The sequence below is a fragment of the Cuniculiplasma thermophilum genome, assembly GCF_052315355.1.
Taxonomy (GTDB): Archaea; Thermoplasmatota; Thermoplasmata; order Thermoplasmatales; family Thermoplasmataceae; genus Cuniculiplasma.
Map to the genome: position 1 here is coordinate 14,151 of NZ_JBLSDF010000023.1, position 16,555 is coordinate 30,705.

A 16,555-nucleotide genomic window follows, 5' to 3' on the forward strand; every position below is an offset into this window, starting at 1 on the left:
ATCGAAAAAATATAAGACAGGAACATATCATGGATTATGCCGGATAATGATGTATATATTGCTTCCGCACTTCGGACTCCTATTGGAAAATTTGGCAAATCCCTTAGGAACGTGAGTGCTGCAAATCTTGGAGGTCAGGCAATCAAGGCTGCTGTTGAGGCCTCAGGAATAAAACCTGATTTAGTTGAAGAAGTACTCTTTGGTAATGTAATTCAGGCCGGTAATGGGCAAAATTTAGCGGGCCAATGTGCCCACATTGCAGGCCTACCAGATACAGTGACAAAGAATACGGTTAACGTCGTATGTGCTTCGGGAATGCTTGCGATGGAAAATGCATCCCGTGAAATAATGCTAGGGGAAAGAGACATAATCGTTGCGGGAGGAACTGAAAGTATGAGCAGAACCCCATACCTCGTTTCAAGTTCTTTCAGGTGGGGTGTAAAGAATATGTTCAACGAAAGTGAAAGTTTCACGGATTCCCTTTTCAATGATGGACTTAAGGACGCATTTTACGGTTATTCCATGGGCTATTATGCCGATAAGACTGCTAAAAAATATAATCTGACAAGGGAGCAACTCGATGAATTTTCCATGGAGAGTCAGACCCGGGCCTTCAAGGCCACTGAAAGTGGTCTCTTTGCAAAGGAAATTGTTAAGCTTGAGCAACTGGACAAGGATGAGGGAATAAGAAAAACTGACATGGAATCCCTTGCCAGGTTGCCACCCGCTTTCAATGAAGACGGCCTTCATACAGCAGGTAACTCTTCCCAAATATCTGATGGTGCTTCAGCCCTAGTTCTTGTTTCAAGTAAAGCTGTAAATGAATATGGAATAAAGCCAATAGGCAAAATCACAGGTTTCAGTTCAGCATCTCTTGATCCCAGAGATTTTGTGGAAGCCCCAATACCAGCAACCAAAAAATTACTGGAGAAAAAAGGCTGGTCAATAAAGGATTTTGATCTCTTTGAGCATAATGAAGCATTTTCCGCAGCTTCTATCATAGTTCGTGACGAATTAGGTATCGATAATGATAAATTCAATATATACGGAGGGGCCATAGCATTAGGTCACCCACTTGGTGACAGTGGTTCCAGAATTGTCGTAACCCTGATTAATGCCCTCAGAAGCAATAAAATGGAGAAAGGACTTGCAACCCTGTGCCACGGAGGCGGTGGTGGGCATACAATGACAGTGGAGGTGTTCTGATGAATGTGGGTGTTGTTGGGGCAGGAACCATGGGAAGAGGAATAGGCCAGGTATTTGCCCAGAGCGGCCATAATGTCATAATAATAGATATATCACCTGAGGCACTTAACTTTGCCAGAAAGGATATTCTCAATTCCCTTCAGCGTTTAAAGAACAAGGGAAAAATAAGTGAAGAACCTCAAACAATATTAGATAGAATTGAATTTCTCAGTGACCCGGAATCACTGAAGAACTGCCAGCTGGTTATTGAGGCAGTATTTGAGAGACTGGATATAAAGATGGAGACGTTGCAGAAGATTTCATCTTCGGTTTCTGAAGACGCTGTTATAGGGTCCAACACATCCTCCATTTCCATAGATGTTCTATCCAGGAGTTTAAAGAACCCTGAAAGATTTTTAGGTATCCACTTCTTCAACCCTGTGCCCATAATGTCACTGGTAGAAATAGTTCCCTCTGAGTTTACTTCCAGGAAAATAGTTGATGAAACAATTGAGCTATTGAAATCGGTCGGCAAAGATCCAGTATTTTCAAAGAATTTTCCAGGATTTATATCAAACAGAATACTCATGCCTCTCATAAGGGAAGCCATATTGACATATGAGCAGGGTATTGCTTCACCGCAGGATATTGATAAAACGTTCAGACTTGGTATGAATCATCCCATGGGGCCTCTGGAACTGGCAGATTTCATAGGACTTGACGTTTGCTATGATATCATGGAAGTTCTTTACAGAGATTTCGGGAACCCTGCATTTAAACCTCCCATAACTCTGAAGAACCTTGTTGATTCTGGAAAGCTGGGAAGAAAGAGTGGTAAGGGCTTTTATGAATACGAGGTGAAGAAAAATTGAAAAATATAAATGTGGAGGAAGATGGGAGAATTCTTAAAATCATGATAAACAGGGAAAAGAGTACAAACCCACTGGATATTGAAACCATAGAGGAAATAGGGGAAGCCTTAAAGGATGAGAACAGGATAGGAGTCATATACGGAAATAACAGGGCATTCAGTGCAGGTGCAGATATTTCCCTATTTCTGAATCTATCCCCAGGTGATGCCTATAATTTTGCCCAGAAGGGCCACGATGTGATGAATTTCATTCAGACCAGAAAAATGCCGGTTATCGCAGCCATCCATGGATTTGCACTGGGCGGAGGATTCGAACTGGCACTGGCCTGCGACTATAGAGTTGCTCATCCTGCAACAATTCTTGGTCTTCCTGAGGTAACCCTGGGGGTACTTCCAGGTTTTGGTGGTACTCAGAGACTCTTAAGGCTTGCGGGAGAATCCCTTACCTTTGATCTCATATCAAGGGGGAAAAGGATAAATGCACAGGATGCACTGAATTATGGATTAATCAATGAGATAAGTGAAGAATATCTTAAGAGTGCAATATCAGTTGCAAAGGAATATGAGTCACTGCCAATAGAGGCTCTTACCAGCATAAAGGAATTAATAAGGAAAGCTCCGGATTCCGGATTTGAACTTGAAAAGGAATATTTTGCAAACCTGTTCAACACTTCCAACCAGAAAGAAGGAGCCAGGGCATTTCTGGAAAAAAGAAAGGCCAATTTCAACACAAAGTAATTATCTCACAACAGTCAGATCTCCCTTTAATTTTGAGAGGTCTCTGAAGTCCATTCCTTCGATTAATTTCCTATTGATTATGCCGAGCCTTTCATATAAGCCTGCGTATTTTTCGGCGCTGTCGGGAAAGACTGTCAAAACAACAGAACCAGGATTAGCAAGGGCAATTCTCTTTGCAGCAATGAAATTAGAACCGGAGGAAAAACCAGGCATTACACCGTATGCCTCTGCCAGTTCCTTTATACCATATCTCGCATCTTCCGCTGAGACTGTGCTGATCGAATCTATGTATGACAGGTTGTCAACAATTATCTTTTTGTCCTTTGCTTTGTTATAATTTCTTATTCCCTGAATATATGAACCTTCATCCACCTGAACCATTATATTGTTGCTTTCATCTACTTCCTTGAAGAATTTGCTCAAACCAATTATGGAACCTCCTGTACCCATGGCAATGGCAACAAAATCGATCCTTTTTTTAAAGTTTCTTCTTATTTCTGGGCCGGTTGTACAGTAATGTGACATCCAATTCAGTGGGTTTGCATGTTGATGTAAACTTACATATTCATGAGGATAATCTTCGCTGAGTGAAAGAGCCGTTTGAATGGCCTTCTCAGTACTTGTTGTTTTGGTGTCCTCATCAGTAATAACAAGATCTGTTCCAGTTTCCCTGAGTTTTTTAACCGTCTCTTCCATGGTTCCAGGCGGGATGATTATTTTTGATTTAATTCCCAATGTTCTGCATACTTCAGCTATTGCTATACCTGTATTCCCTGAGGTGCCTTCAACAAAAGTCTTATGAAGGTTTTGATCATTTTCAAGAATCTTTTCCATAACCATGAAGAAGGCTGCTCTTGATTTGATTGAGCCTGAAGGGTTGAACCATTCGGCCTTTGCAATAACCTGGGAATTATTGGGGAATTGGAAGACCATCAGGGGCGTGTTTCCGTAACCCCTGGCATAGAATTTCTCTGTTATTACCCTGCAAAGACCCATTTTACTCTGGAGTTCCATTGTCCCCATATACTATTGAGAAATAAATCGATTTCACCATTTATTCATTTAGGATTTCGTTTAACAAGGTATAATAATGTACTATGCATAACACATCGATTAATTTGACGACATACGAAGAGCAGATAGGTAAGGGTTTTGAATTACTATCCTCAGGAGAATATGAGAAAAGTCTGGAATACTTCCTAAAAGCCATAGAGATGGATTCATCCAGGGCAGATGCATTTTCACTTGCTTCTGAAGCTTACGTTGAGATGGGTGAGCTTGAAAAGGCAAAAACTCATTCTGAAACTGCATATTCTCTTGATAAGAATAAGCCCGAATTGGCATTGCAATATGCGTCCATTCTAATGGCACTTGGTGATATGAAAAAGAGTATGACCCTGGTAAATGAAGTTTTGAAGCAGAAAGACATGGTTGAGGCTCATTATGTTAAGAGTAACATTTATGATAATATGGGTGAATCTAAAAAAGCTCTAATTGAAGCGGAGATTGCATACAAGAACGGAAACAATCCGGAGTATGGAATTAACTTTTGCAGAATACTGGAAAATGATGGGAAGATCGAGGAAAGTGTGAAAATCCTGAAGGATATCATAAAGGCGGATCCTCAAAATCTGGAAGTTGCATACATGCTTTTCAGGGATTCCATTGCACTGGACAAAATTGCAGATGCCCTCAAATACATAATGGAATGTATATCCATTGATGACGAACAGCCCGCCTTCTATTTGGACCTAGGCTCATTACTTGACGAACTTGACGACGAGAAGCTTGCGGAAAAGTATTACAACAAGGCTGTGGAAATTTCCCAGGATGATCCAGAACCACTAATGGATATTGCAGAATTTTATTTAGATCGTGGCAACTATGAAAGAGCTCTTGAGAAAATTGAAGCTGCTCTGGCCCTGGATGAAGATGCAAAGGACGCTTATATCATAAAGGGAAAAATTCTGGAATCAATGGATAATTTTGAAAAGGCAACTGAATCCTTCAGGAAAGCTCAGGAAATTGAAGAAGACGAAGAGGCGGCACTCCATGAGGCTATATGTCTGTATAAATTAGATAAAATGGATCTTGCTGAACAGATCTTCAATAATCTTCTGGAGAAAGAGTTCCAGGATGAGATCGTTAGAAGTTATCTGGACAGAATATGGTGGAGAAGGAACAAGAAAAAATATAAACTCTAAATATACTCTTTGTACCTCTTAATAAGATATATTTTTCCATTTATCTTTTACATAAAGTCCATATACCACTATAGGACTTTTTTGAACGCTTTGATACGATGGTGTTAGAGAGAGTTAGAGATTCAGCAGTGGATTTAATTGCCATAGGAGATTGAAAATTTCATTTACCCCCTTCGGTCCTTAAAATAAGGCAACAGGAATGAAGCATGTGTAAATATTTCCCTTAAAGATAAGCACCAACCACCTGGAGGTTATGAAAGTAAAAATGGACTTCAGTTCTCATATGGATCTCCAGGACATTTCAGGAATGGATGATCATGAAATAATCATATGGATATTCTTCATTATTATTTGCCTTAACTGTTGTTTCAATTGCATTCCTGATAGTATCCTCCGATTTATGTTTCAGGAAATATATGTCATGTCAGGTGAATAATTTCACCTATTGTTGGATCAGGTTCAGAATATTATAGGAATTATTTCACAGGTTTCATATGTCCGGTAAAATGAACTTGAGATAGGGGATTAATATATTAGTTTTGTCCTATAATATTTAATTATTTAAAAGGTTTGGTCAACTTACCTCAATAAAAATAGAGCCGTCATTGATTTTCACAGGAATGATCCTTAAGGAATCACATTTTCTATATTCTCCCATACTTTCGGGAATTGGATTCTCCAGCACAGCACCACTATCAATATCAAAAATTATGTGATGAGATGGACACATAAGGCCATTTTCGCCAATCAACTTTCCCAAAAATAATGGTCCACCCTTGTGAGGACATTTGGATTGGAACGCTAAATAATTGTTATTTTTTTTCAAAATTGTAATATCCAGAGAATCCATTTGAATTCTCTGCCTTCCTTTTGAATCGAAATTGTCTGGGTTTATCTGTATTTTCATATCCTAAGTTTTTCCTCTTTTTTCCCTGTAGGAATGTACTTCCAGTCTGACTTCATGGCACCTTTCCCGCGTTTCCTATGTATATAGTTGATAGCAGAAAGTGCAGCAACAGAACCCTGACCTGCTGATATGATTGCCTGTTTGTACGGGATATTTGTCACATCTCCGGCTGCAAAAACTCCCGGATGACTTGTTGCTCCATTCATATCAATGAGAACTTCGCCGTCTTTATTCATATCAACAAAGCCCTTTAACATTGATGTCTTTGCAACGTATCCCATTTCAACGAATACCGCCCTCACAGGTACCTCTGTTGTATTCCCTGACTTATTTTTAAGAATGACTGAACTTACGGTTTTTTCGCCCTTGATTTCAGAAACCTCAGATTCATAAATGAATTCAACGTTTTCTAGAGCTTTGGCATCGTTAATCATATCCTCAGATCCGGAAATTCTGTTACCTTTCTGTGGCACATATACTTTCGATGCTACTGTAGCCAGATAGAGGGCTGCTTGAAGTGCATGATCTCCTGCACCTGCAACCATCACTTCCTTATTTCTGTACAATGGGCCGTCACATATGGAACAATATGAAACACCTCTGCCCTTGTACTTCTCTTCCCCAGGTACATTAAGATCTCTTGGGGTTTTCCCAAATGCAAGGACCACAGAATCAGCCTCATATGACTCCTCCCTGGTCTTCACAAGGAATTGCCCTTCCCTGTCTTCTATACCTGTCACTTCATCATAGACGAATTCGGTGCCATACAATGATGCCTGTTCCTGGAATTTATTTGCCAGATCAAAACCAGATATTGATGTGAAGCCTGGGAAATTCTGTATGTCGTTTGTTAAAAGCCCCTGACCCCCTATATCCTTTGTCAGAACCAGGGTTTTCATACCTTGCCTGGCAGAGTATATGGCAGCGGTTAATCCGGCAAATGCTCCCCCTATAACTATCACATCATACTTCATTTTAATTCATCAGCCTTTTTAATTTTGTTTCAAGCATCTGTTTGGGAACAGCTCCAATGCTAACATCTGCAACCTTTCCATCCTTAAACATCATTACGGTTGGAATGCTGCTTATGTTGAATGAAGCACTTACTCTTGGGTTGGCATCTACATCAACTTTCCCGAATGTTATTTTACCCGCATAATCCTTTGCCAGTTCCTCTATAATTGGAGAAAGGAATCTGCAAGGGGCACACCAGGATGCCCAAAAGTCAACTACCAGTATCTTTTCCTTCTTTACTGCATCAGCAAACGTGCTGTCTGTTAATTCTATCGGTTTCATATTTTTAACCTCCTTTTTAACACTTTCATTTTGAATCCTGGCCATCATCTGCTTTCTTATTCTTTCTAATTCAGCGTCGTCATCCATCGGAATCACTCCAAGACTCAATCTGTTATTTAATACCGGTTTAAGTATTTTATGGTTTTGCCAAAAACAAGCAAAACCGTTAAATATCTTACAGTATTTGCATCTTATGTCCCGGGATAACCTGTCCTCTAAAATTAATTCTGAGATAGCCTGCTGCTCAGATTTATTGGAAACTCTATTTGGCCTTGGACCAACGGACGTAATAGTTTTTTATTCCCTGGATGAGGGAATCTGGAAGACTGTCTCAGAAATATCAGATATTACGGGACGAGAAAGTAGCACTGTTTATAGATCTCTCCAAAGACTGGTAAATTCAGGCATAGCCGTTCGTGATGTGCGAACGCTAAGAGATGGTGGATATTATTTTGTATACAGCTTACTTTCAGTAGAGAAACTGACTGGTTTAATGAAGGAAAAGATAATTTCCCTGACTAGGGGTATGGAAAAATTACTCAATGATTTAATTTCTGAACTTAATTCAAGAAAGAGTTATATTATTAATAAAGGAGAAAATTAAAGTATGATAAGTAGACCTCCAATTCCTGACAGAATGGGCCCAATTTCATAACCGCCTCCCATAAAGAACAGAACTATGCTGAACAGGAGAATCAGAATCCCATATACTTCTTTGTTTTTTCTGCTGCTTTTCAGTTCTCCTGCGTAATTTATGATAGCGTATGAGAGGAACATAATTACAAGAGCATAAATGATAATTACAATGAATCCAGCAGCCGCAACAACTCCCGCCATTGCAACAGGTGAAAATACCAAAACAGATGATAGTGCGCCACCTATAATTCCCAGTATTAGAACAAGCACTCCGCTCAAAAATGAAATGACTCCACCAACAAGGGCAAGCAAATACCTAATAGTCCCTATTTCAGACATCCATCCGGTAATAGGTTCGAATTTATAAAATTATTCTTAAATAGATTTTATTTTATGCGAAATTTTAAATTTTAAAGCATCGTAACTATAAGGTTAAGGAAATTCAGATTTGATCAATTCAATTACGGTTCAGGATTATATACTTCATTCCTAATTTCCTTCCTATTTCTCCTTCCATATCGTCTCGGTCGCCCATGATAATGGATTCGCCTATGTCTATATGGTATTTTTTAGCTGCATCCTCAATCATTCCCGTTTCAGGTTTTCTGCATTTACATTTTTCGTCCGGCCTGTGCGGACAGTAAAATGTATCAAAAACATTCACCCCTCGTTTAAGGAGCATTTCAAGAAGTGCTTCCTGAAATTTCTTGAACTCTTCTATGGTAAAATATCCCCTGTTAATTCCCGATTGATTTGTGACAATTATTATGAGATATCCTTTGTTTTGAAAATCTTTCATAATGTCTATGGCGTCGTCGTAAAGTACGATCTGCGATGGGTCCTTACAGTATGGACAGTCACGGTTAATTGTTCCATCCCTGTCAACGAATAAGGCTTTATTCTTCACAGTTTATTATGTATCCGTAGGAAATTAAGCTAACTGATCACAGTTTTGCATTTATCAATATTTTATCTATAACTCCAATTATCATGATGAGAATTATTGGTCATCATATGGGGTTTCTCTTAAAGTATCAACCTGATCAAAGGAAATTGTTATCGTAGGGTGTTTTCTCTTAGGAAATATGGTCATCTGGATTGTTGAGTCTCCTGAAGATTCTACTGCTTCTAAAAGTTCCCTGGCTAGAATTATGGCCTTTTCCTTATTGAGTGGTATTCCAATTGTGGTTCCTTTCCATTCTTCGTCTTTCATCCATATCTTATCCAGGTTTATATTCGGTCTTATTGATTTTTTTGTCATTCCTATCAATATGGAATCTTCCTATTCTCATTTAAATTTTACCTCATCAAGAGGATTGTAATACAATGAAATTCCGCAACAAATTCAATAAAACAATGATGCTTTCTAAATTTATTAGTAATCATAATATTTTAGATGCCAATAATGGCCTATGGATGTTGAAGGAATTAAAAAATATCTTGATGAAGGATCAAAAATAAGAAACAATCTGGACACCAGTAAAATCCTAAACCTCGGAAATTGTATAAGCGAGACTTTTAAAAATGGCCATAAGATTATAGTATTTGGAAATGGAGGGAGTGCAGCAGATGCCCAGCATATTGCTGCTGAATTTGTAGGGAGATTCGAAAAGGAGAGAAGACCACTTCCAGCAATGATCCTGCATGGTAATTCATCATCCATAACTGCAATAGGAAATGATTACAGTTACGCTGATACCTTTTCAAGGCAGATAGAGGCTTTTGCTCAGCCCGGGGACCTGATAATAGCATTAAGCACAAGTGGAAATTCTGTAAATGTAGTAAAGGCCGTTGAAAAAGCGAAGGAAATGGGGTGCAGTTTATTCGCAATAACCGGATCAGGTGGGGGCAAATTAGGTGAACTTATAGATGAAGGAAATATAATAAAAATACCAAGTAACAGAACATCCTACATACAGGAATCAACCATAGCAATAGGGCATATAGTCTCTAAGATAGTAGAGGATAACATTTAAGTGATCCTATGAATGATGCAGGATTTAGAATTGTAACTTCAAGAACACCACTAAGAATCACCTTTACAGGTGGAGGAACTGATTTGCCAGAGTATTATAGAAATTATGGTCCGGGAGCCGTTGTTTCCGCCACTGTTGATAGGTACATTTATGTTACTATTGCCAAAAACTTCAGGTCTGATGAGATAAGAGTAAGTTATTCAAAAACAGAAAATGCAATAAAAAATGTTAATGATATTCAACATCCAACTGTCAGAGAGGCCTTGAAACTATTAAATATAGATACAGGTATCCAGATAATAAGCATAACTGAAATACCTTCAGGAGGAACTGGGTTGGGATCCAGCAGCTCCTTTCTTGTGGGCCTTTTGAATGCCCTTCACACCTGGGAGGGAGAAACTGTATCTCCGAAAAAAATAGCTGAAGAGGCAGTAGATATTGAAAGAAATATTCTTTCCGAGCCTGGAGGAAAACAGGATCAGTATATATCCGCCTTTGGTGGGATTCAATTGATGGAATTTTTCCCTGATAACAATGTAAATCTTTCACGTATTCCACTCCGTGGAGAGGATTTGGATAGACTCAATGAAAGACTCATGATCTTCTATACTGGGATTGAAAGAAAGTCAGCAACCATCCATAAAAGCCAGTCTAAACAAGTTTCGGAGATGGTCAATGAATACAGCAGAATGAGAGATCTCGCCTATGAAACTTATAACTCACTTAAGGAAAAGAAATTTGATCGCCTGGGAGAATTAATGCATGAGAACTGGCTAATCAAGAGGAAACTGACTACAGGAATAACAGATGATATCATCGATAAATATTATGAAAAGGCCATGCAGGCAGGTGCAGAGGGTGGAAAATTAATGGGAGCAGGTGGCGGAGGATTCCTCATATTTTCGGCCCCCCTGGAGTATCACGATAAAATAGAGAAAGCAATGAATGGTCTTGTAAGACACAGGTTCAAGATAGAGAATTTAGGATCCAGAATAGTTTACCTCGAATGAGAATAAATCTCTGAATAAGAATCATATTTCAGAAAGCACACTTATTTTATTGCACCCTCCTTGCGCAATAGTGATTCCTTCCGTGCAGTTCCTCCAGTTCCGGAGTAATTTCCCAACTCACCGTTACTTTTAATTACTCTATGACATGGGATTATTGGTGCCAGTGGATTGTTTTTAAGAACCGTTCCAACTGCACGGTAGGCCTTATCGTGACCTATTGCCTCTGCAACCTGTTTATAAGTTCTTGTTTCGCCCTTTGGGATTTCATAAACATACATCAATACCTCTTTCTGAAATTCTGTCAAATTTAGACCAGTGAGAATTTGCTCTATTTCATTTTTATTGTACCCCTTTCCACTTTCCATGATGCTTTATCGGTAGATCAAATTAAAACTGTTTGATCCCAACGTGGCATTATTCCTCTTGAGGACGAAATTATTTCAGCATTTTCAATCGTTCAGAAATATTTTGAATATATTATCTTCCCATATTTTCGATCTGGTAACAAGCAACATCAGACTTTCTTTCATACAATCATCACTCTGATCATCCTGATATTTATCATTCATAGTCTTAGCCTTATTTAGTAAAGGTTCCATGAACAGTAGACCTTATAAATAATTTAATCTTATAAAGCAATACTAATGTGTTCTTGCTACCCCTTGAAATAATTATTAATTATGCCCCTTTTGGATCAAGCTTTGATTTTCTTTCTATTTACTTTAACCAATGATTCTGATTTCATATATTCCCTGACACTGTTCCTGGATATATTCAGTTCCATGGCTATTGACTTAATGATCATTCCTTTCTCTTTCATATTGCGTATCATTCTCCACTTCCGGATCATACAACTCAGACCACTGTCATGGCATGGACAGGGGTCAAAATTAAACCGGCGATAGGGGTCATTTTTATTCCTGCGAAAATGCACAATTATGAAACGGCTTTGACATTTACAAACGTTAATGGTTCATTTATCCTCATTGAGTTGTATTTCTCTTTTAAAGCATTTTTAAACGGGTCACTTATACAGTAAAACGCAAGCTTCATGAATAAATTTTAAGGAACTTTAGTAAATGTTAATAGAATTCATAATCAATATATTAGTTGATAAAATTTAAATAGCTTATTTACTATTTTAACTCAATGAAGATAAGAATCATAAGAGCAGTTTTGAGTGTTCTTATGCCTTTATCTTTTTCAGGGTTAAATTTAGCGGATGAGAATCAATTTTCAAAAGAGTGTACATATGATAATATGACTTTGTTTCCTTCAAGAATCTGGACCGGGGTCGAATTCGGAAAGAGTTATCATGATGTTGAATGGAAAATACTCAATCTTGCAACGTCCTCCTTTTTCTCCCTCCATTTTATATCTATTTTTAGGGTCGCTACACCCCATCAGAATTCTGTTGTAGAGCAATTTCAGGGTGAAGGATTAAAGGGATCTGAAATTTACTCTTTTACCAATTCAGGAATTGATGCCAGTATTGCGATCAAAAACACGGGGAATAGTTTAAGAATTTCACCCATATTTGTGATGAAATCAGGATCTTATTACAATATTGCCATTGGATCTGATATATCGAAGAAAATAAAGTTCACGCAGAGTTATGGCATTATTACAATGAGTCAAAATACTTATGAATTAAGTGATAGGAGTGTGAATGTAAACTGGGCAGATGATTCGAATCTATTTCACTCAGGGCTTATATTTCATTCTGCGAAATCAAATGTCATTTCGCTTCCCTTTGGACCAATCACGCTCTTTAAGAACGAAACATATACAGTAGATCCTCTAATAAAGCCCATGAAAATTTTGGGTGGAGGAGGAGGTGGAGGTCCAGGATTGAGCCCAGTTATTGGATATTTTAAAATAGGTAATTCATACCCTTCGGTTTTTATCAATGGTTCACAGACTTTCATTCTTGATTTCTCCATCATTTCTATGGGTTCTTACAAAGCAGCCATGGTAGGATTTTTTATTGCAGATCCCTCTTACTATTATTATCAAATTGGTTCTATGAAGGTAGATCATGATGGACCATATAGTGTGCAAATTATACCGAATTATATAGGGGAATGGGAACAATTCGGCATAGCAGTAAATTATGATGGGTATTGGGATTTTCAGGGTTCAGCGGGCCATTGTTTCGTAGAATATGATAATACAGAATGTGCCTATTCTTATCCTAATCTTGACTATGTTGGTGGGGCAATGAAACCAATTTACAATTCTGATGGTAGAATAGTAGGTGAAATTTTCGGTAGTGTACATTTGGCAAGTTGTCTGAAGCCTTCTGCCACTTCAAAGGCAGAATTAATGCCAGGTGTTGCCACACTGAATAATGATTATGAAGTAAACAGTATGGCAATGTATTTCAATTATACTGGAAACACACTGGGACAAACACCACAATATTTGAGTAACTCAGCCTGCAAAGTTCAGCAATATGTGTATTGTAGTGCATACCAGAATTACAAGAATAATTCCTGGACAACTTGGGAAAAAATTTTGTGGATGGCAGCCTTTTCAGTTGCATCGACGCTGACTGATGGATCAACAGCAGCACTTTTTGCGTTAGGTGGTACCCTTAACCCATTTACTTTCTGTCAGGGAAGTAACTTCAATAAGCCTCAATCTCTACCGATGAATTTAAGCTATACTCAGAACGCAGGTTTTAAAATATTGAGTTTTCCACACTCGCCATTGATTCAATATTATTACTGTCCCCTTGGAATCAAATATGATATTTCTTGGGGAGGCGTGTGTTATAAATTTAAACCATCATATCTATTTCAAATTGGAGATGGAATAACTGTACAAGCCCATGATAATAAAGCAACTACCCCTTATGTAGTTGACTTTTTCCAGTATACAATGGTCTTTTCAATATTCAACGAAACCAAGGATGATTGCTTTAATAAATTTCCCAATCTATACACTGGATCATATTCTGTAACTGTATATCTTCCAGAGGAAGTGACTAAAAATGCATAAAATACAGTTAATATTAAGGAAGAGGGACATTATCAGCTTTGATGACGATAAGGAGGGTGAATAGGTGAGAGGTTCTAAGAAAAATGTTGTTGCAGCTATATTGATCTCACTTTTATTTTTCACTTCGATGATTGGTTATGAAATAATAACAACACCATCATCAGCTCCTGTTCCTTATGGAGTAATGCCGAGATCAATAACTACCTCAAGCTTGGAAGGCAAAAATAACATCACATATGAGACCCATGTCATTATCCAATCTGGTAATGATTACTCAGTGACATTTGATTTAAGCAGTAACGCACCCAATTTTATCTATACACCTGAGGGTTCAACATGCCTTGGGATAATCTTGTCGTATACAAATGAAACATTCTCCTCTCCATACACAAATTTATCCTTTTATGTGATCAAGGCCAGCATCACTGTTGGAAAATTCAAACTGACCAGTTATAATTCATGTGTACCTGAAGGAAAGATTAACAAATATCTCTATTTGAACTTCCCTGTTCCACAAAATATAACTCAGGTTGATCCACCAGATCACTTTTACAATGAGTCCTACTGCGTATGTGTTACTCCAGTTTTCTTTTTTGAGTTGTTTCATTTTAACGGGAAACGTATAAAAATGAAGGAAAAGGACCTACCTGATTGGATATATATAATGGAGTGTGATACTTTCTAAAATTTCTTTAAATATTACCATTATTTTATTATGCTCCTATTTGTCCTTACTGAGTTAATAGTGCTTTACATTTCCTTTGCTTTAGATTTTCTACATCAGGATTTATTTTATTGGTTCCCTTTTCGTTTCTATTGACAGACTAATCGGTTTGATCTACTTACATTTACTCCTAACTCCTCTGAAATATTATCGTGTTTTTTAGAGGTGGAAATACTAATCTAACAAGTCTTATGCAATTTCTCATATCCTGCGTAATTATGAAATTGATCTGGCCCAGCAGAATTTGGAACACTTTTCTTCATTATTAATTTAGTCTCACCTCAACTTCTTTCTCCCCGAATCTTTCCCTGAGCGCCGGATCATCTAGGAACTTCCTCCTGAACTCCCTTGGAGGAAGATAATCAATGGATGAATGCGGCGTGCATTTATTGTAGTCCGTGAATGCTTTCCCAATGGCAGTGGAGACATCATGGAAGCCCATGAACTCATTGGGCCAGATATAGTCTGTCTTGATTGAATTGTGGAACGATTCAATATCCCCATTATCCTCCGGAGTGTGTTTCTGGATATATTCAAGTCTTATTCCAAGTAGCTTCATTGAATTCCTGAACTCATGGGAGATACACCGTGGTCCATTGTCTGTTCTGAGTACCAAACCCTCTGGAACTGTTCCGTTGAATGCCATGAGAACAGCATTCTCCACGGATATTATGGCATCCCTTGCCATGCAGGATCGGGAATAATTGTATTCCCTGCCATTCCTTGGGGAAGCAGTTCTTGATGCACATGAGATATGTCATTCCAGACTCTGTGGGAATTTATGTTATATCGGTCTCCCACAGCTGATCCGGTTTAACTGGTTTGAAGAGATTTCTTGACTTTGCTCTTCCTCTGTGCTGTGAAGCAGGAAGCCTCAGATTTCCTTCCTTGAGTACTTTCCTGACAGTCTTCTGGTTCACCCTTGTTCTATGATTCCTTAGTATTTCCCATACTCTCCTGTAACCATATGTCGGCCTTTCAGAGGCGATATCCCTGTTCCTCTATTTGAGCGATGGATCAATCCGGTCAACATGCCTCTTCCTTGGTTTGTAATAATATGCGGACAGTGATATTCCGGATATTCTTTAGATCTCTCCATGAAAGGAATCTGATCCTTCAGATCATCAAGAACCATCATCTTGTTCTCGTGATCGTTTTTTAAAAGCATCTATGACCAGTGAATGGTCTCCAACGATCTTCTTCAGGTCATTGATCTCCTTATCCCTTGAATCCTAATTTCTTCTCTGGGCCAGTGCTGCCTTTCCTCCAAGTATGAACTGATTTTTCCACTTGATCAACTGAACAGGATATATGCCATGCCTGCTGAATATCTCCGCCTGTGTCACATTATGGGTGAAGGACTCCATGACTATCTGGAACTTCTCCTCTGCGGAATACTTTGATTTTATGAAGATACCTCCATAATCGTGAAAACCGCCTTTTGCATGCTATTCATGTTATTCTTACTTATATATTAACATCACGGTGTTCCAGTTCTATGATGGCTCAGATCATTTTAATTGAATTTTCAATAAATTTCATAAAAATCTGTGTTTAAAATTTTGCCAATATTTCATAAACAAGTTTTCCAATAGGATCATTGTTAGTAAAAAAATCAAGGTCTCTTTTAAGATCATTTTTTATTTCTCTTTTTTTATCCATGCGTTCTATAATTAAATAATAGTTATAACCTTTTCTCCAGTTAAATAAACATTAAAAATATCCACAAAGTTGCTTCAGATTAGAGAAATTAACTGTTTGAATCCAAGTTTAGCATAGTCGAAATATCAATTAAAAAATTTCACAAAATCACTCTTAGTTTGAAAAAGACAGTATTCCGAATTTTGCGTAAGAACAAATGAAATAACTCCATCAACAATGGATAAATTTCATGAAACATAAAAGGATGCCTCCTAAGAACAACCCAAGGAGGCAATGAATAATGGAAGAGTTTGATAAAAAGATATCGGAGATTGTAAGGAAGACAGTGAAGGAGTTCATGGAA

The 16,555-nt window shown here is 38.0% G+C and carries 22 protein-coding genes; 9 read left to right on the plus strand and 13 right to left on the minus strand.

The window, feature by feature from the left end; translation table 11 throughout:
• The first annotated feature begins 36 nt into the window (after positions 1–36).
• Genes ACNF42_RS05375 through ACNF42_RS05385 form a run of 3 tightly spaced genes read left to right on the plus strand, consistent with a single transcriptional unit; the run spans position 37 to position 2,794 of the window.
• Positions 37–1,206 carry an acetyl-CoA C-acyltransferase gene (locus tag ACNF42_RS05375; RefSeq protein ID WP_443339619.1) on the plus strand — a complete coding sequence of 390 codons (1,170 nt, stop codon included), beginning with the start codon at positions 37–39 and terminating at the stop codon, positions 1,204–1,206.
• On the plus strand, positions 1,206–2,057 hold the full coding sequence (locus tag ACNF42_RS05380; RefSeq protein ID WP_443339620.1) for a 3-hydroxyacyl-CoA dehydrogenase family protein: 852 nt from the start codon (positions 1,206–1,208) through the stop codon (positions 2,055–2,057). The genes ACNF42_RS05375 and ACNF42_RS05380 overlap by 1 nt, the downstream gene beginning before the upstream one ends.
• Positions 2,054–2,794: an enoyl-CoA hydratase/isomerase family protein gene (locus tag ACNF42_RS05385; RefSeq protein WP_443339621.1), complete on the plus strand. Its 741-nt coding sequence runs from the start codon at positions 2,054–2,056 to the stop codon at positions 2,792–2,794. Before ACNF42_RS05380 ends, ACNF42_RS05385 begins: the two co-directional genes overlap by 4 nt.
• Here the strand turns inward: ACNF42_RS05385 and ACNF42_RS05390 are convergent, their stop codons facing one another.
• Positions 2,795–3,808, minus strand: coding sequence for a cysteine synthase family protein (locus ACNF42_RS05390; protein ID WP_443339622.1), 1,014 nt, complete (start codon positions 3,806–3,808; stop codon positions 2,795–2,797).
• Between the two features lie 104 nt (positions 3,809–3,912).
• Between ACNF42_RS05390 and ACNF42_RS05395 the strand changes: the two genes are divergently transcribed.
• A complete protein-coding gene (locus ACNF42_RS05395) occupies positions 3,913–4,998 on the plus strand; it encodes a tetratricopeptide repeat protein (RefSeq protein WP_443339624.1) in 1,086 nt (361 codons plus the stop codon).
• 574 nt (positions 4,999–5,572) lie between these two features.
• On the opposite strand, the gene ACNF42_RS05400 is transcribed toward ACNF42_RS05395, so the two are convergent.
• From ACNF42_RS05400 to trxA, 3 genes are read right to left on the minus strand one after another with little or no spacing between them, the layout of a single operon-like run.
• Positions 5,573–5,905 (minus strand): Rieske (2Fe-2S) protein, encoded by a 333-nt coding sequence (locus ACNF42_RS05400; RefSeq protein ID WP_443339625.1) that lies wholly within the window; start codon positions 5,903–5,905, stop codon positions 5,573–5,575.
• Entirely contained in the window at positions 5,902–6,879 is a 978-nt protein-coding gene (locus tag ACNF42_RS05405; protein ID WP_443339626.1) for an NAD(P)/FAD-dependent oxidoreductase, read from the minus strand. The genes ACNF42_RS05400 and ACNF42_RS05405 overlap by 4 nt, the downstream gene beginning before the upstream one ends.
• 1 nt (position 6,880) lies before the next feature.
• Complete coding sequence (gene trxA, locus ACNF42_RS05410; RefSeq protein ID WP_443339627.1) at positions 6,881–7,288, minus strand: thioredoxin; 408 nt, start codon at positions 7,286–7,288, stop codon at positions 6,881–6,883.
• A gap of 106 nt (positions 7,289–7,394) precedes the next feature.
• On the opposite strand from trxA, the gene ACNF42_RS05415 reads away from it, so the two are divergent.
• A complete protein-coding gene (locus ACNF42_RS05415) occupies positions 7,395–7,805 on the plus strand; it encodes a helix-turn-helix domain-containing protein (RefSeq protein ID WP_443339628.1) in 411 nt (136 codons plus the stop codon).
• Here ACNF42_RS05415 and ACNF42_RS05420 read toward each other — a convergent pair.
• The 3 genes from ACNF42_RS05420 to ACNF42_RS05430 all read right to left on the minus strand — a co-directional run bounded on the left by ACNF42_RS05420 (position 7,802) and on the right by ACNF42_RS05430 (position 9,050).
• Entirely contained in the window at positions 7,802–8,176 is a 375-nt protein-coding gene (locus ACNF42_RS05420; RefSeq protein ID WP_443339629.1) for a hypothetical protein, read from the minus strand. The genes ACNF42_RS05415 and ACNF42_RS05420 overlap by 4 nt on opposite strands.
• 118 nt (positions 8,177–8,294) lie before the next feature.
• Positions 8,295–8,744, minus strand: coding sequence for a D-glycero-alpha-D-manno-heptose-1,7-bisphosphate 7-phosphatase (locus ACNF42_RS05425; RefSeq protein ID WP_443339631.1), 450 nt, complete (start codon positions 8,742–8,744; stop codon positions 8,295–8,297).
• Between the two features lie 93 nt (positions 8,745–8,837).
• Entirely contained in the window at positions 8,838–9,050 is a 213-nt protein-coding gene (locus ACNF42_RS05430) for a hypothetical protein (RefSeq protein WP_443339632.1), read from the minus strand.
• 199 nt (positions 9,051–9,249) lie between these two features.
• Here ACNF42_RS05430 and ACNF42_RS05435 point away from each other — a divergent pair, with 199 nt between their 5' ends.
• The gene (locus ACNF42_RS05435) at positions 9,250–9,813 is read left to right on the plus strand and encodes a D-sedoheptulose-7-phosphate isomerase (protein WP_443339634.1); all 564 of its coding nucleotides are present in this window, start codon (positions 9,250–9,252) and stop codon (positions 9,811–9,813) included.
• Between the two features lie 8 nt (positions 9,814–9,821).
• Positions 9,822–10,823, plus strand: a complete 1,002-nt coding sequence (locus ACNF42_RS05440) for a GHMP family kinase ATP-binding protein (protein ID WP_443339635.1) — start codon at positions 9,822–9,824, stop codon at positions 10,821–10,823.
• A 41-nt stretch (positions 10,824–10,864) separates the two neighbouring features.
• Here ACNF42_RS05440 and ACNF42_RS05445 read toward each other — a convergent pair whose 3' ends face one another.
• From ACNF42_RS05445 to ACNF42_RS05455, 3 genes are all read right to left on the minus strand, one after another.
• Positions 10,865–11,188, minus strand: coding sequence for a methylated-DNA--[protein]-cysteine S-methyltransferase (locus ACNF42_RS05445; protein ID WP_443339636.1), 324 nt, complete (start codon positions 11,186–11,188; stop codon positions 10,865–10,867).
• 84 nt (positions 11,189–11,272) lie between these two features.
• Positions 11,273–11,422, minus strand: coding sequence for a hypothetical protein (locus ACNF42_RS05450; protein ID WP_443339637.1), 150 nt, complete (start codon positions 11,420–11,422; stop codon positions 11,273–11,275).
• Positions 11,423–11,517: 95 nt separating this feature from the next.
• Positions 11,518–11,655, minus strand: coding sequence for a hypothetical protein (locus tag ACNF42_RS05455; protein WP_443339638.1), 138 nt, complete (start codon positions 11,653–11,655; stop codon positions 11,518–11,520).
• A 317-nt stretch (positions 11,656–11,972) separates the two neighbouring features.
• Here ACNF42_RS05455 and ACNF42_RS05460 point away from each other — a divergent pair, with 317 nt between their 5' ends.
• Together ACNF42_RS05460 and ACNF42_RS05465 are read left to right on the plus strand one after the other, a co-directional pair.
• Positions 11,973–13,826 (plus strand): hypothetical protein, encoded by a 1,854-nt coding sequence (locus ACNF42_RS05460; protein ID WP_443339639.1) that lies wholly within the window; start codon positions 11,973–11,975, stop codon positions 13,824–13,826.
• Between the two features lie 64 nt (positions 13,827–13,890).
• Positions 13,891–14,511, plus strand: a complete 621-nt coding sequence (locus ACNF42_RS05465; protein WP_443339641.1) for a hypothetical protein — start codon at positions 13,891–13,893, stop codon at positions 14,509–14,511.
• Positions 14,512–14,815: 304 nt separating this feature from the next.
• Here ACNF42_RS05465 and ACNF42_RS05470 read toward each other — a convergent pair whose 3' ends face one another.
• The 3 genes from ACNF42_RS05470 to ACNF42_RS05480 all read right to left on the minus strand — a co-directional run bounded on the left by ACNF42_RS05470 (position 14,816) and on the right by ACNF42_RS05480 (position 15,965).
• A complete protein-coding gene (locus ACNF42_RS05470; protein ID WP_443339642.1) occupies positions 14,816–15,238 on the minus strand; it encodes an integrase core domain-containing protein in 423 nt (140 codons plus the stop codon).
• Positions 15,239–15,329: 91 nt separating this feature from the next.
• Positions 15,330–15,539, minus strand: a complete 210-nt coding sequence (locus tag ACNF42_RS05475) for an IS3 family transposase (protein WP_443339644.1) — start codon at positions 15,537–15,539, stop codon at positions 15,330–15,332.
• Between the two features lie 243 nt (positions 15,540–15,782).
• Positions 15,783–15,965, minus strand: a complete 183-nt coding sequence (locus ACNF42_RS05480; RefSeq protein ID WP_443339646.1) for a transposase — start codon at positions 15,963–15,965, stop codon at positions 15,783–15,785.
• Between the last annotated feature and the right edge of the window lie 590 nt (positions 15,966–16,555).